Annotated in this window: 10 protein-coding genes and 1 pseudogene; 8 read left to right on the top strand and 3 right to left on the bottom strand. The window is 46.8% G+C overall.

From position 1 onward, the window contains the following. Positions 1 to 5322 (bottom strand): putative Ig domain-containing protein (locus M0413_RS20405; RefSeq protein ID WP_249555452.1); only part of this gene is annotated, 5322 nt, incomplete at its 3' end. A gap of 15 nt (positions 5323 to 5337) precedes the next feature. Then, on the bottom strand, positions 5338 to 6180 hold the full coding sequence (locus M0413_RS20400) for a sulfotransferase (protein WP_144346720.1): 843 nt from the start codon (positions 6178 to 6180) through the stop codon (positions 5338 to 5340). A gap of 326 nt (positions 6181 to 6506) precedes the next feature. On the opposite strand from M0413_RS20400, the pseudogene M0413_RS20395 reads away from it, so the two are divergent. From M0413_RS20395 to M0413_RS20380, 4 genes and pseudogenes are all read left to right on the top strand, one after another. Then, a pseudogene (locus M0413_RS20395) lies at positions 6507 to 6722 on the top strand (HAD family hydrolase); the annotation flags it as partial. Positions 6723 to 7452: 730 nt separating this feature from the next. Next, a complete protein-coding gene (locus tag M0413_RS20390; protein ID WP_172590322.1) occupies positions 7453 to 8310 on the top strand; it encodes a pirin family protein in 858 nt (285 codons plus the stop codon). 285 nt (positions 8311 to 8595) lie between these two features. After that, positions 8596 to 10005, top strand: coding sequence for an ATP-dependent RNA helicase DbpA (gene dbpA / locus M0413_RS20385; protein WP_170919379.1), 1410 nt, complete (start codon positions 8596 to 8598; stop codon positions 10003 to 10005). Between the two features lie 244 nt (positions 10006 to 10249). After that, complete coding sequence (locus M0413_RS20380; RefSeq protein WP_249555450.1) at positions 10250 to 10939, top strand: hypothetical protein; 690 nt, start codon at positions 10250 to 10252, stop codon at positions 10937 to 10939. Positions 10940 to 11123: 184 nt separating this feature from the next. On the opposite strand, the gene M0413_RS20375 is transcribed toward M0413_RS20380, so the two are convergent. Beyond that, a complete protein-coding gene (locus tag M0413_RS20375; RefSeq protein WP_037429007.1) occupies positions 11124 to 11546 on the bottom strand; it encodes a VOC family protein in 423 nt (140 codons plus the stop codon). 309 nt (positions 11547 to 11855) lie between these two features. Here M0413_RS20375 and M0413_RS20370 point away from each other — a divergent pair, with 309 nt between their 5' ends. Genes M0413_RS20370 through M0413_RS20355 form a run of 4 tightly spaced genes read left to right on the top strand, consistent with a single transcriptional unit; the run spans position 11856 to position 15086 of the window. After that, the gene (locus M0413_RS20370; RefSeq protein ID WP_203432176.1) at positions 11856 to 12704 is read left to right on the top strand and encodes a MipA/OmpV family protein; all 849 of its coding nucleotides are present in this window, start codon (positions 11856 to 11858) and stop codon (positions 12702 to 12704) included. A 9-nt stretch (positions 12705 to 12713) separates the two neighbouring features. Continuing rightward, positions 12714 to 13097 carry a DUF3019 domain-containing protein gene (locus M0413_RS20365; RefSeq protein WP_144346596.1) on the top strand — a complete coding sequence of 128 codons (384 nt, stop codon included), beginning with the start codon at positions 12714 to 12716 and terminating at the stop codon, positions 13095 to 13097. Between the two features lies 1 nt (position 13098). After that, entirely contained in the window at positions 13099 to 13803 is a 705-nt protein-coding gene (locus tag M0413_RS20360) for a response regulator (protein ID WP_249555448.1), read from the top strand. Beyond that, on the top strand, positions 13800 to 15086 hold the full coding sequence (locus M0413_RS20355) for an ATP-binding protein (RefSeq protein WP_249555446.1): 1287 nt from the start codon (positions 13800 to 13802) through the stop codon (positions 15084 to 15086). Before M0413_RS20360 ends, M0413_RS20355 begins: the two co-directional genes overlap by 4 nt. The last annotated feature ends 53 nt before the right edge of the window (positions 15087 to 15139 follow it).

Below are 15139 nucleotides of genomic sequence, written 5' to 3'. Positions count from 1 at the left end.
ACTGGTTAACGCCGTTGAACTGATGGTCGGTGCGTCGTTGACGTTTGCCACCACAATGCTGAAGCTTTGCTCTGCGGTTAAGCCATCCACATCGGTGGCGCGTAGCACCACGGCATGGCTGCCGACGTTAGCATTAGTTGGGGTACCACTCAGCACGCCCGTCGCCGGATTGAAGTTCAGCCAGCTTGGCAGTGTCACGGCACTTAAGGTGACACTGTCGCCCACGTCGCTGTCGGTCGCCACCAAGGTGTAGCTATAGGCTGCATCTTGGGTGGCACTGGTTAACGCCGTTGAACTGATGGTCGGTGCATCATTAACGTTTGCCACCACAATGCTGAAGCTTTGCTCTGCGGTTAAGCCATCGACATCGGTGGCGCCTAGCACTACCGCATGGCTGCCGACATTGGCGTTAGTTGGGGTGCCACTTAACACGCCCGTGGCGGCATTAAAGCTCAGCCAGCTTGGCAGAGTGACGGCACTTAAGGTGACACTGTCGCCCACATCGCTATCCGTTGCTACCAAGGTGTAGCTATAGGCCGCATTTTGGGTAGCACTGGTTAACGCCGTTGAACTGATGGTCGGTGCATCGTTGACGTTTGCCACCACAATGGTAAAGCTCTGGTCAATCGTCAGACCATCCACATCCGTAGCGCGTAGCACCACCGCATGGCTGCCGACGTTAGCATTAGTTGGGGTACCACTCAGCACACCCGTGGCTGCATTAAAGCTCTGCCAACTTGGCAGTGTAACGGCACTTAAGGTGACACTGTCGCCGACATCGCTGTCGCTTGCGACCAAGGTGTAGCTATAGGCTGCATCTTGGGTGGCACTGGTTAACGCCGTTGAACTGATGGTTGGTGCATCGTTGACGTTTGCCACCACAATGCTGAAGCTTTGCTCTGCGGTTAAACCATCCACATCGGTGGCGCGTAGTACCACGGCATGGCTGCCCACGTTAGCATTAGTTGGGGTACCACTCAGCACGCCAGTCGCGGCATTAAAGCTCAGCCAACTTGGCAGTGTCACGGCGCTTAAGGTGACACTGTCGCCCACATCGCTGTCCGTTGCTACCAAGGTGTAGCTATAGGCTGCATCTTGGGTGGCACTCGTGAGTGCGGTTGAACTGATAACGGGAGCACCATTAGGCTTCACTGCGTTACTCGCCGAGGAGGCGCTACTGGTTCCTGCTGAGTTTATAGCTGCAACCGTAAATGAATAGGAAGTCCCATTGGTTAATCCCATTATCGTGATGGGTGAAGAAGTACCCGATGCCGTAATACCGCCTGGAGTCGATACTAAGGAATAGCCCGTAATGGCATCACCACCAGTGAATGCCGGAGCACTAAAACTCACCGTTGCTTGAGCATTCCCCGCAGTGGCAGTGCCGATTGTTGGCGCGCTTGGCACAACGGCATTGATACTGAATGAACGACTCACTTGAGTCGCCGCCAAATAACTCGCATTGCCCACTTGGTCTGCGTTGATGGTACAAGTGCCTACAGTGACAAAGCTCAATAAGCCCCCACTGGTGATGGTACAGACACTCGGAGTGGATGAGGTAAAGGTTGGCGCCAAACCTGAATCGGACGTTGCAGTCAAAGTCGGTGAAGTACCAAAGTTTTGCGATCCCGGATTAGTGAAAGTAATGGATTGGCTTGCTGCGGGCGTCACGCTATTTGATGCAGCTGATGCAGCGCCTGTGCCAGCAGAGTTATTTGCCGTTACCGTAAAGGTATAGGCCTGTCCATTAGTCAAGCCTGTCACTAAAATCGGCGAACTGGCACCATCAACTGGGGCAACATCAGGCGGGCTGACGCTCACGGTATATCCTGTTAGGGAGGTTCCACCCGTGTTAACCGGGGCAATAAAGGATACGTTTGCTTGCATGTCACTGGCCGTTGCTGTGCCAATTGTTGGCGCACTCGGTACAACAGCATTTACTGTAAATGTTCGGCTGACCGTGGCGGCGGCCAGATAGGACGAATTACCAGCCTGCTCAGCGTTGATGGTACAAGTACCTGCAGTGACAAAAGTCAGGGTTGAACCGCTAACCGTACATACCCCTGTGGTAGATGAGCTAAAGCTGACGGCTAAGCCTGATGTTGAGTTGGCAGACAAGTTGGGCGACGTTCCAAAATTCTGCGCCCCAGGGTTAGCAAAAGTAATAGTCTGAGGCGATGCGGGTGTGACTGAATTGGATGCTGCAGACGCAGCACCAGTACCTGCGGAGTTAGTCGCTGTGACAGTAAAAGTGTAGGCCACTCCGTTAGTCAGCCCTGTCACTGTAATCGGCGAACCAGATCCAGTACCCGTTGCACCACCGGGGCTAGCGGTGACAGTGTAGCCTCCGGCAAGGATCGGTGCACCACCAGTGCTAACGGGGGCTGTAAAGCTAACCGATGCTTGAGTATCCCCGGCCGTTGCGGAGCCAATCGTTGGAGCACTGGGGACAACAGCATTAACGGTAAAGCTTTGGCTTACCGTCGTTGCAGCATTGGTGGCCGCATTCCCGACCTGGTCGGCATCGATAGTACATGAGCCAGAGTTAACAAAGGTCAACGCACCTCCAGAGGTGATGGTACAGATCCCCGTCGTTGAAGATGAGAAGCTGACCGTCAAGCCCGAGCTAGAAGTCGCACTTAGGGTCGGACTGGTACCAAAGTTCTGTGCACCGGGATTATTGAAAGTAATTGTTTGATTAGCTTTGGGCACCACTGAATTGGAAGCACCAGACACAATGCTTGTTCCAATGGCATTAATTGCCGTCACTGTAAAAGTATAAGCCGTGCCATTCGTAAGGCCCGTTACCGTTATCGGAGACGTTGTAAATCCATTACCACCTGCGGTAATACCGCCGGGATTGGAAGTCACGGTATAACCAGTAATTGCCGAGCCACCGTTATTGACTGGTGCAGTAAAGGCGACTGTGGCCTGTCCAACGCCTGCCGTTGCAGTGCCTATCGCTGGTGCATCCGGTGCCGTTGGAATGGCTACCGTATGGCTCGTGCCACTGGTATAAGCTGCTGGGCCAGCATTGCCTGCCGCATCAGAAATATTGGTGGAACCGTTCAGGTTGAGCTTTATCGTACCATTGCCAGTAATACCACTCACCGTCACTGTCACACTGGAGCCCGAACTAGCAGATACACTTGCAATCGTGCCTGTTGCACCACCCGTAGTTCCCAAAGCGAAATCGTCAGTGGAAATATTACTGACAGACTCACTGAAATTCACGCTGAAATCCACGCTGGGATCCGTTGAAACCGCGCCGCCAACAGGGGCAGTACTGGTTACAAAGGGCACGACGCCATCCACCACCAACGCTTTGTTAGCGCCTAATGAATTAGCCGCTCCGGGTGAAGCCAGTGTAAGGGTCGCATTATTCGTAGCCGCATCGCGAATACTGCCGCCGTTCAACGCCAGCGAATTGGTTGATACATAGTCCAAATCGCTGTTGTTGTCGCCCGCCTGAACCGTATAGCTGAAGGTCAAGCTACTGGTACCACTGCCACTGGTATAATTAACTGCACGATCTGTTGTGCCTGTTTCAAGGGTTAATTGCGGCGTACCAGTGATATTCACCACTTCACTGAAATTGACCTGAACATTGATGACATCACCAGCTTTGTAGGTACCGTTAGCGGTGCTTGCAGTCACCGATGAAACCGTGGGTGCCACACCGTCAATGATGATATTTTTATTGGCGCCCAGCGAGTTCGCACTGCCGGGGCTCGGTAGGGTCAGAACGGCAGGATTCGATGCGCCATCCCTGATGACCGCAAGATTGACCGTCAGGGCATTGCTTGACAGGTAATCCAAATCAAGTGTGTTGTCGCCCGCTTGAACCGTATAGTTAAAGGTCAGTGTATTGCTGCCGCTACCACTTGAATAACTAACCGCCCGATCAGTAGCGCCAGTTTCCAGCGTCAACTGCGGGGTACCAACCACATTGACTGGCTCACTGAAGCTAACCTGTATCCCAATCACATCACCCACTTTGTAAGTGCCATTCGCGTTACTGGCGCTGACCGAAGTCACAGTCGGTGAAGTGACATCCTGAGTTGCATCAAAGCTTCTCAGGTTCAGATAACCGATGTGGGAATTGGGTTGATTGACAAATACCAAGCGGAAACTGCTCAGACTCACTCCGACAAATTGCGACATGCTAGCGCCAGAGAAAATAAAGGTATTCGCTGCCGAGGTATCGTTGGTAATGGGGGTGGATTCCACCGTACCACCGCCCCAGACATAACCCACTACTTTGACGCTGGTAAATACATTGCTGCCGCCAAAGGACTCAGCCGCTTCCACCCGGGTGAGCTGGAAATTGCCATTGCTTCTGCGAACTTCAAAGCTGTTGGTTCCACCAACCGTTTGATTGTTGGTAGCAGCACCATTAGGGTTCAGAAATGCATCTGAGGAACCACCGTAGTAATTGAAGAGATTCACGGTGGTGCCACCAGTGCCATTGTTCCCCATAAAGCCGCAGACGATATAACTGTCTTTAGTGAGGGAATGGTAATTGTAGGTGAAGGAAGGTGAATCATCAGGACAGTGTAGGTTGACACCGTAATTCATCGTGAAGTTAGAGAGGGTGTAAGTGGCCAGTACCGCCGAAAAATCTTTTAAGGCTTTTTCAGAAAAGGCCAACTCTGTGTCGATAGTGCCGCGCTGAATCTCCAAATTCCAATCAGCACCCTGCGCCAGATTACCGGTCAAATCATCGGATGCAGCGACATCCAGATGCGTGTTGTGCTGGATAATATCCAGTAATTCTTCACCTTCTTCATCCGCTGCCAAATCACAACCGTATAACAGTAAATCGCCACCTTCGCGCACAGCGCCATTTAATGCCGCGAAGATTTCCGATTCACTCTTGAGGTTATTGACATTAATATGAGAATTGCCAAGTAAAAGCTCACCCGCTTGTGCATGGGAGACAATGTGAACTGCAGCAAGATTTTGATATTTAGAGAGAATATCTTCTAACTGACGAATGCCAGATTGGCTAGAATCGATTTCAACAATATCAATCCCAGGTTTAAGATCTCGGTAAAAAATTTGTTTATCCGGTACAGCTGAATCTATTATTACCAACTCTCTAATAGGGGAAGCACTAACTATATTCAATTCGCTAGCATTTTCTGGAGCTAATCTGCGTAATACCTTTGAAGATGCAACTGTGCTTACTGGAAGCAAGTTTCCTTGAGTCGTAGCCGAAAGATACGAGCGTGAATAACCAGAAGAAAGGTGAATAGGCGCGCCATATAATCCAAAGGGCAATAACAGAGAAGACAACCCAGTAACAATTTTGTTTGCCATATTACTGTACATTCCTTAGTTTTTTACTGGAGTTACTGTCGACTTTTTACTGGCAATAATATTGGCTGCAGTGCCAGTAGTATCCAGCCAGAAGTCCATTTCTTGGTACTTTACAAATAAATCAGGCGGCAAAATGCTACGTCGTGATTTAAACTCCACTTTCTTTTTCACTGTATGCAAATCTTTTACACCCAGTTGTTGGTCGAACTCACTTTCTTTGTAATCAACATCATTAAAATCATGTTCAAATAATGGCTCGTCAATAAATTTATATATTAATTCAACAGTGCGCGCAGGATGCTGAGTCAGTAGATCATAGTCCACTAAAAGTAAGTGATCAGAAAACTCACCATAGTATGCTTCCTTTAGTGCTGTCCAAGCGCCCCCCACTACACCACCGGCTCCGATTAACGACTCACAGCGGCTATATACTGTTTGGCGAGTTGCTGCATTAAACATTCGGCTATAGTCAAAAGGATTTTTACGATAGATCTTTTCAAAACTATCCATAATCCAGGCTGGATTACGTACACAACAAATCACTTTAAAATCATCAACCAGCTCCACCAATTGATGTATACGAGCAGTCCATTGACGGTTGGTGTCAAAAATCACCGGATGAGACTTATCTGAGTAGTAGGCTTCAATTAATGCTTTGCAAATAGTTTTGCGTTTATGTTCATCAAAAAATGAATAGAACTCGCCACCTGCCCCCATTTGTTCAAGAGCACCATTAACTAAGCCCGCGACAGGACTACTCATAGACGCATGGAATCGCGGGTTTTGTCTTAATATACCCGCAAGCAGTGTTGACCCTGAGCGTGGTAATCCTGAAATAAAATGTAATTGAGTGGCCATTCAATCCCTTGCTCTCTAAAATCATTATTTATAGAAATGTCAAAAGAACCGACTATGAAACTTAACTATAATCTGGATAAAAAATTCATGTGGATAAATGGGTCTCTTACCCACACAATCTAGGACAGTTATCCAAAATTGTATTTAATTCTCGGTATAATTATTTCGACCTACCTATTTTTAGCTGCAAACATAGCCAGCAATAAACAAAATAGCTACCAAATGAGGGTAGCGCAAAACAAATGAGAAACATTTTAAACATATTTTTTCTTCGGAACATATTCACTACTGTTTGTTGGACAAATAGCAACCACTCAGTACCTCCCATGTTTGACTGGAAGAAGATTGATACTGTACTGCTCGATATGGATGGCTCCCTGCTCGATTTGCACTTTGATAACCATTTTTGGCAGAGTCTGGTGCCGCAGGAGCTGAGCAAGCCGCGGGGATTAAGCCAGACACAACAACTGGTGGAAGAAGCCTACGGCAGAGTTGCGGGTCCCTTAGATTGGTATTACCTCTATTATGAGCAAAAACAAGTTTCCGGTTAGACCAAAGAAAATGCCGTTCAATCTTAAATAAACGGCATTACCCGAAGGCTGCCTCTTGATCACAAACCCTCGTGGTTAAGAAACTGCTAAATGAAGGGGTCTGAGGTGCCAGAGCGGTTTCATTTGATCGATAAAAAGTATTTAGAAAAACTCAAAATGCCTAACAGGCTGCTGTAGGCGGGCCAAATTTACGCACCTTGCCACTCTTATTTGTCCACTTAGCTCAGCGTTAACCCGAAAATGTCCCAAAGCATGTTGCGTAACGCTTTTAAATCTACAGGTTACGTTAATGCCAAAAGGTGAGTCATGGTGATTAGGAGACGACCGTCCGCCCCATGGCCGCTCTTTGGCATCCATGCCACCGCGGTATTGGTGAATCCATTCACATCAGACGGGACAGCCCTACATCCTCGGATGGACTTGAGCAACATCTGTGTTTAAAGTCCAGTTCGCCATCCATGGTTCTCGTTCATAATCTCAGAAAACCTAGGTTTCTATTCACCGTGTCGGTGAGTAAACATCATGGCAAGCCTGTATGAGTGGGTATCAGCAACCTACCGTTCCATTTTTTCGAATGTTTAGACCGTGATTTCGCGTTATTCTTTTGCAAATTTCCTTGTTATTCTGCCACCATCAGCATTGCCACAGTTTCACCCTGTCATTTGGGGAGCCAAGAGATAGCGAGTGCACAGGCTAATGCCTTACGAGTTAGGAGCATGAAATGAAAGTCTTAGGCCAGTTTTCTGCTAAACCTGCGATGGATGGCGACGGGGTGAATATTCGCCGTGTGGCGGACTTTGTCACTACCCATTTTGATCCGTTTTTGATGATGGATGAGATTAAATCCGATGATAAACAGGATTTTATTGGTGGCTTTCCACCGCATCCGCACCGTGGGATGGAGACCTTTACCTATATCCGTAAGGGCGGATTTGAGCATCGCGATCAGATGGGTAACGTCAAAGCGATTCGTGCTGGCGATGTGCAGTGGATGAGCACTGGTTACGGCGTGGTGCATTCCGAAATGCCGCTGGCCGATGCACTCAATGGTCTGCATGGCTTCCAAATTTGGGTCAATATGCCCGCGAAAGATAAACTGCGCCCCGCGACGTATCAGGATACGGCTTCAATCCCAAGCGTTGAAACCACTAATGACACAGGCGCAACCCTTAAAGCCTTGGCGGGTGATTGGGCTTTTGCGGGTAAGAGCGCCATCTGTGCCACCATCCAAGGATTAGCGGGCGAAGCGGCGATTGCCGACTTGATGATTAACGCTAATGGTGAAGCGCTGCTCGATTTATCCAAGCATGAGTTTGCCGCCCTCTATCTTTACCAAGGTGGCTTGAGTAAGGGCGAAGGCTCACAGTGGTCATTCAATGAAGGCCAGTTTTTAGTGCTCGATAGCCAAACGCCATTGCAGCTTAAGGCCGATGATCGCGGTGCGGGCATGTTACTGTTTGTGGGTAAACCGATTCGTGAAAAAATTGTGCAGATGGGCCCCTTTGTGATGAACACCCAAGCGGAAATTCAGCAGGCGATTCGCGATTATCAAGAAGGGCGTTTTGGCCAAATCGCTTAATCTGTTAAGTCTGCCGTGCTGATCAAAACCAAAGCCCTGTATCCTTGCAGGGCTTTTTTATTGCAGTTTACGCAGGCGATTTCGATTGTTTAAGGACTTGAGTTTAAGGACTTGAGGTAAAAGCTGCTCGTTGTTGCTACAATAGCGGTACTTTTGGGTTGAGCGAGCGCAGAATTGAATTCTTGCCTTACGTAAACCTGAATCTTGATAAACCCGTTTAATCGATAAGTAACGCAATTTTAGTAACCTAGCAGCCGCTTCGTTACCCACCACAGGATATTCGCCTTGAGCAATTCAGATACTAAGCCAACTCCATCACTGGCTTTCTCGACCCTTAAGCTAAAAACCGAACTGCTTGAGAACCTTTCTTCTATGGGCTACAACGAGATGACGCCCATTCAGGCGCAAAGCTTGCCAGCCATTTTAGCGGGTGAGGATGTGATAGGTCAGGGTAAAACGGGGTCAGGTAAAACGGCGGCCTTTGGTCTAGGTTTACTAAATAAATTAGACGTTAAGCGTTTTCGCATTCAAACCTTAGTGCTATGCCCAACCCGCGAGTTGGCCGACCAAGTGGCGCAGGAGATCCGTACTCTGGCCCGCGGTATACACAACGTGAAAGTATTAACCCTGTGTGGTGGTGTGCCAATGGGGCCACAAATTGGCTCTTTAGAGCATGGTGCCCATATTATTGTGGGAACCCCAGGTCGGATTGTCGATCACTTAGACCGCAATCGTTTAGATTTAAGTCATCTGAATATGTTAGTGCTTGATGAAGCTGACCGCATGCTCGAAATGGGGTTCCAACCTCAGCTCGATGCCATTATTGAACAGTCACCACGCGAGCGCCAAACGCTGCTGTTTAGTGCGACATTCCCTGAGCAAATTCAATCGATTGCTAAACAAATCATGTATAACCCTGTGATGGTTAAGGCCGCGGTTACCCATGAAAAAAATACCATCGAACAGCATTTTTATCAGTTAGATGACGATAAGTCGCGCATGCAAGCGCTGCAATTATTACTGTTAGAACATAAGCCAGAAAGCGCCGTGGTGTTTTGTAATACCAAGCGTGAAACGCAAAAAGTGGCCGACGAACTCGAGGGTTTAGGCTTTAGTGTTTTGGCCTTGCACGGCGATTTAGAACAGCGCGATAGGGACGAAACCCTGTTGCAATTTGCTAACAAGAGCGCATGCGTGCTGGTGGCTACCGACGTGGCCGCCCGTGGTTTAGATATCGATGCGCTAGATGCCGTATTTAACTACCATGTGGCCTACGATACCGAAGTGCACATTCACCGTATCGGCCGTACTGGCCGTGCGGGCAGTAAAGGCGCTGCTTATACCTTTTATAACGATCAAGACGGCTACAAGATTGCCTTGCTAGAAGAGTACTTAGATCGAGAAATTACCAGTGAATCACTGCCATCATTAAGCTTGCTTGGCAGTGCGCCCAATGCGCCAACCATGATCACTCTGCAAATCGATGGCGGTAAAAAAGAGAAACTTCGCCCTGGTGATATTCTTGGCGCCCTGACGGGTGATAATGGCATTGAAGGTACGCAGGTGGGTAAAATCCTCGTGACCGACTACCGCGCTTATGTGGCGGTAAACCGTAAAGTAGCTAAAAAGGCACTGAGCAAGATCACCAGCGGCCGCATTAAGGGTAAGTCTTACCGCGCGTGGTTGATGAAATAAACTGCTATTGAGTGAACAAAAAGCGAAGCCAAATGGCTTCGCTTTTTACTTTTTATAGTTCATAAATGTGAGTTCTGAATACTATTTTCAATCAATGTCTTGGCATATTATTAATACAAATTAAAAGTGATTAATTGAATGGTTTTATAAGTATTTCATTCTGTAAATTTAATAATTTTCTTTGCTTTATAAATAAGCTGATTTTCAGCTGATGATAAAATATTTTGTATTATGGAAATAATAAATGGCAAATAATGCTTACCTAATTAACTCTGAGTTAATGAGTGGTTGTGTCGAAACTTTAATCGAAAAAGCAGAACCTTACGATGTTGTTGCTACTGGTAGTAATCAAATTCCTGCGGCTTGGTTTTTTTGTTTTGAGGCAGCGGATCTCCAACCTGCTGAATACAATTACACCAGTGATGAAGATGAGCCCGGTGTATTTAAATTTATGGCTCCTTGTACAACCAAAGAAAGAGCCTTAGCAAATATTATTGCTAGCAAGCACTTGTTTGTTGAGTTTTGTGGACATGAAGCAATAGCAGAAGAATATTGGGCCAAAGCCGTTAGTGATCTACAAGACTTAAAATATCCCTACCTTTCAATGCATCCTTTAGAGGTATTTTTCTTAAATGATCCGGATGAGGACGCCATTACCTTTAATCAATGTTTTACCCGAACGGCGGAATCATTTTCAGGTATTGCGGAACTCTCCTTTTATGATAAAAATATAGTGCCATACGGTTTAGTTGAGTTATATGCTAACCCTTATTTGAGTGACAGATACAGGTGCCGAAATTCCTCCTCTTTGGATATGGGGATTAAAGGTGTCGATACCTCTTCTTGGGTGCCAATGCCTGAGACTCCGGCGACTAAAGAGACTCAAGCTCCTATGCCTTTGCAGCGTGAAAAGCCATGGTGGAAATTTTGGTAACTTAGTCTCAGCTAGTTTCTGGGGAAAAGCGAAGCCAAATGGCTTCGCTTTTTTGTTTTTATTGCATCTAAATCCGAGTATTTGGTCGTAACTAGCGATACTTACCATTACTGCATCGGTGTCGATGCAGAGTATGATTGCTAAATGAGGGAAAGGCTGATTTACTTTTTATTCAATCACATAGTTACTGACATCTTTTCGCCATGGGGTGATGAGGGCTGAGCTGCAATAAATCCCAACGGTTGCCATAGAGATCTTCAAATACGGCTACAGTGCCGTAATCTTGCACTTGTGGCTCGCGAATAAAGTGAATTCCTATTGACCGCATATGCTCATAATCGCGCCAAAAATCATCGGTATTTAAGAATAAAAACACCCGTCCTCCGGCCTGATTACCGATAAATGATTCCTGCTCGGGTTTGGAGGCTTTGGCTAATAGTAGGGCGGTACCATGGGAATTAGGCGGCGCAACCACAACCCAGCGTTTATCTTGCTCGGGTTGATAACTGTCTTCAATCAATTCAAATTTGAGTTTATTAACATAAAAATCAATCGCCTCATCGTAGTCTCTTACTACGAGTGCGATATGGACAATAGTCTGTTTCATCTTTGTTCCTTGATGTTGAGCCCAATCGTATAAGCTATGGTAGCAAGCTGGTCGGGTAATGTATCGATATGCGTACAAAGGATTTAATGAAAGAAAAACAGTTCAATGAGTTGCACTATATTCCCTCAGAGCCGCATAGGCTTAGCTTGCAGTGCGGTTTAGCCAGCTTATGCAAAATAAGGGGATTAGACGTACTTTGTGTTACCTAAAAAATCAGTCAAATGGTTACCCAAATATTCCTAAAACCCACACTTTCTAACAAACTGTTGTAATATGTAGCGCAACGTAACGAGTAAAAATGTGAATTAAATGGGCATGCATATTCATTGGCTTCTTATATTAATACTGAGCATTCTTCCCGGTACCGTTGCCGCATCAGATATTGCTAGTAGCGTGAATGGCGTCGCAAATCGCTTCGATGACGGAGGTGATTTTGAGCTGGGTATGAGTGTTTATGGGGTCAATCAAGTTGATGTCCGACAAGCAGAAGGCGGTACTGCGCAGTTATCACTGTTGGTCAGTGGTATGTATCAGTATAAAGGGTTGTTTATTGAGATGATTCACCAATCTCAGGATGGTGTGAATCTTGGAGTTAATCTTTGGAGCTCTGAGGATTGGTCCTTAGAACTGTTACTGGCGAACTTACAGGGGTCATGGGCTCGTCCGTCAGATGTGGACCCCAGCACGCTCGATGAAGCGGGTCGCAATGCTTATTTACTCTCAGAGGATTCTCTCTACATTGGCGCAGGGTTTCGTGCCACGCGTTATTGGGGTGATAACTACGTTTTTCAGTACAGATTAGTGTCTGATTATTATGATGATCAAGGTATTCAGAGTACTGCCAGATTGGGTAAATCTTGGCAGGTTCGTAACTGGAATTTTCACGTATTGGGGAGCGTTGGCTATTCTTCTGCCACCTTAAATCGCTATCTTTTTGGTATCAGTAAAGAAGAGGCTACTGAGCAATTTCCCGAATATCGTCCGAGTAGTTCTTTTAGCTATGGTATGGAGCTAGGCGTTGCCTATCCTATCAGTGAGAATGTTGTCTTTCGAGCTATGTATCGCTTCAACCTGTTGTCCCAAGAGGTAACCGACAGTCCCTTTAATCAAGCTAGCTATGCATCGTACTTTAATGCCTCTATCAGCTATGTGTTTTAGGGAGAAAGCATGAAGCGATTCTTTCTATGGCTTGTGTTACTGAATGCGCCTTTTTTTGCTTGGAGTCAGGACGATTCGGTGATGTTTACTGCCACTCCCGAGCGTTGTATTGCACTACATAAAGGGCAAACCTGCTATCAAGATGTCTTATTTCGCTGGCAGACACCCGCGAGTGGCGAGTATTGCCTTATCCTCACGGATCGCCAGCAACAGCTAACCTGCTGGAGTGGTAACAGGTTGCAGGAATACCAATATAGTTTTGAAGGGGATAAAACGGCGACTTTCACTCTGATCCGCAATGATGACGTGCAAGCGCTCGCTCAAGTCAAAGTGGTGGTCACATGGGTTTATAAGGCCCCTAAGCAGAGCCAGTCAGGTTGGAGGTTATTCTAATATGTCAGCTGAAAAGCACATTTTAGTGGTTGAAGACGATATCTCGCTGGCAGAGTGGATCAGTGATTATTTACTGGATCATGGCTATGGGGTAACGGTCGCCAGCCAAGGTGATTTTGCCTTAGAGATGATTGCTGAAGAAACACCGGACTTAGTATTACTCGATGTGATGATGCCCGTTAAGAATGGTTTCGATGTGTGTAAGGAGGCGAGGGCATTTTACTCTGGGCCGATTTTATTTATGACGGCGTGTATTGAGGACGGCGATGAGATCCGCGGGTTAGATGCCGGGGCTGATGATTATCTCACTAAACCGATCCGGCCGCAGGTGTTGTTAGCGCGGATAAAAGCCCTATTACGTCGCGTGGGGGATGAAGAACAAAAACAACAGTTAGTGTTTGATTCTATGTTGCTTAATGCAACGGCAAAAACGGTCACTATTGATAAGCAGCTGCTGGATTTAAACGCTAATGAGTTCGATGTATTGTGGCTGCTGGCACTCAAGGCGGGCACGATTGTCAGTCGCAATGAGTTAGTCGCTGAGTTGCGAGGCTTTGAATACGATGGCTTGGATCGTTCGGTAGATATTCGTATATCCCGTTTACGCAAAAAATTGCAGGAAGCTTCAAGCCTGCCCTACAAAGTGAAAACCATCCGTGGCAAGGGATACCTTTTTTGCCGCGACGAGGCTGAGCTGGAGTTATGAAGAAATTAATCACTTCTCTGGTATTGGTCGTGTTGGTTTCTATTGCAAGCTTAGGATGGTCGATAAGTGAGTTTGCCAGCTTTTTGGATCCTGATAATGACACGCAAATCCCAGCCACTCAGCTCGCAGCATTAAAGCTGCTAGGCGGCACGTTGGCTAAAACCCTAGATGAAGACAGTGCCAGTCAGCATCGCGTCATAGAAAATTGGAACCAGCTAAATTCAGAGCAACTGTCTTTAGTGAGTGAAGCCGATTTCGTCTTACCCTCAGCCCTTAAAGCGGAGTTTTATGCGGGAAAATCACTTCTGCTCGAGTCCGATGACGGCATCTCCTTGCATTATTTACTGCCTAAAACAGGGCAAGTATTGAACATCAATACCGATATTGTTACGCCGACGGATGTCAGCTTTGACTTGAATAAGCTATACACCATGCTTTTTTATGGTGGTTTGGTGGTGATTTTGTTGGTGTGGGTATCTCCTTTAATCCGTCAGCTGGTTAATCTTAGTAAAGTGACTCAAGCATTTGGCATGGGGGATTTACAACAGAGAATTCCAGTCCAAAAAACCTCTTATATAGGCAATATTGAAAACGAATTCAACCGCATGGCTGATCGCATTCAGCAGTTGATTGATGACAACAAATTGCTCAGTCGAGCCGTTTCTCACGATTTAAAAACCCCAATTTCGCGGCTCAGATTCGGTATTGAGGCATTGGAAGAAACTCAAAGCGAACAGCTTAGAGTCAAGTATTTCCAGCGCTTGAACCGCGATTTAGACACGATGGAAGACTTGGTGATGACATTGCTGAGCTATGCCCGCCTTGATGAAGCGAATATCGAGCCAGATTGGCAGTCGATTGAGCTAAATACATGGTTGCTCGACACATACCAAGGTCAAGAATATCCAGGTTTTTCGGTCGAAGTGGTTACCTATTGCACACCACTTGTTGTCAAAACAGATCCTAACTACTTGTCCATGCAGGTTAATAATTTACTCAGTAATGCACTGCGTTTTGGTAAATCGACGATCCGGCTGAGCTTGGATGTAGAGCAGGGCGCGACTTGGTTACATGTTGAAGATGATGGTCCGGGGATTGATGAACATGAGTCTTTGCAAGTGATTAAACCTTTTGTGCGTGGTCAGCATAGCCGTGGTAATGCAGGTCATGGTATGGGGTTAGCGATTGTCGATAGAATTGGCTGTTGGATGGGCACGCCATTAAGCATTGGGCGCTCTGCTAAGCTTGGTGGTGCTCGCATGTCACTAACGTTTACGCTTTAGGAACGATGCCTTAGCAGGGTGTGCGTATTGGGGCATAGGGGATAATGGGGATT

The sequence above is a fragment of the Shewanella sp. 8A genome, from assembly GCF_023475945.1.
Classification (GTDB): domain Bacteria; phylum Pseudomonadota; class Gammaproteobacteria; order Enterobacterales; family Shewanellaceae; genus Shewanella; species Shewanella xiamenensis.
This window is presented reverse-complemented; position numbering and strand designations above follow the sequence as displayed.

Bases quoted from the DNA above. Each gene is read 5' to 3' on its own strand.
- M0413_RS20380 (WP_249555450.1), top strand. From the start codon at position 10,250: ATGGCAAATAATGCTTACCTAATTAACTCTGAGTTAATGAGTGGTTGT.
- M0413_RS20400 (WP_144346720.1), bottom strand. From the start codon at position 6,180: ATGGCCACTCAATTACATTTTATTTCAGGATTACCACGCTCAGGGTCA.
- M0413_RS20375 (WP_037429007.1), bottom strand. From the start codon at position 11,546: ATGAAACAGACTATTGTCCATATCGCACTCGTAGTAAGAGACTACGAT.
- M0413_RS20360 (WP_249555448.1), top strand. From the start codon at position 13,099: ATGTCAGCTGAAAAGCACATTTTAGTGGTTGAAGACGATATCTCGCTG.
- M0413_RS20355 (WP_249555446.1), top strand. From the start codon at position 13,800: ATGAAGAAATTAATCACTTCTCTGGTATTGGTCGTGTTGGTTTCTATT.
- M0413_RS20390 (WP_172590322.1), top strand. From the start codon at position 7,453: ATGAAAGTCTTAGGCCAGTTTTCTGCTAAACCTGCGATGGATGGCGAC.
- M0413_RS20370 (WP_203432176.1), top strand. From the start codon at position 11,856: ATGGGCATGCATATTCATTGGCTTCTTATATTAATACTGAGCATTCTT.
- M0413_RS20365 (WP_144346596.1), top strand. From the start codon at position 12,714: ATGAAGCGATTCTTTCTATGGCTTGTGTTACTGAATGCGCCTTTTTTT.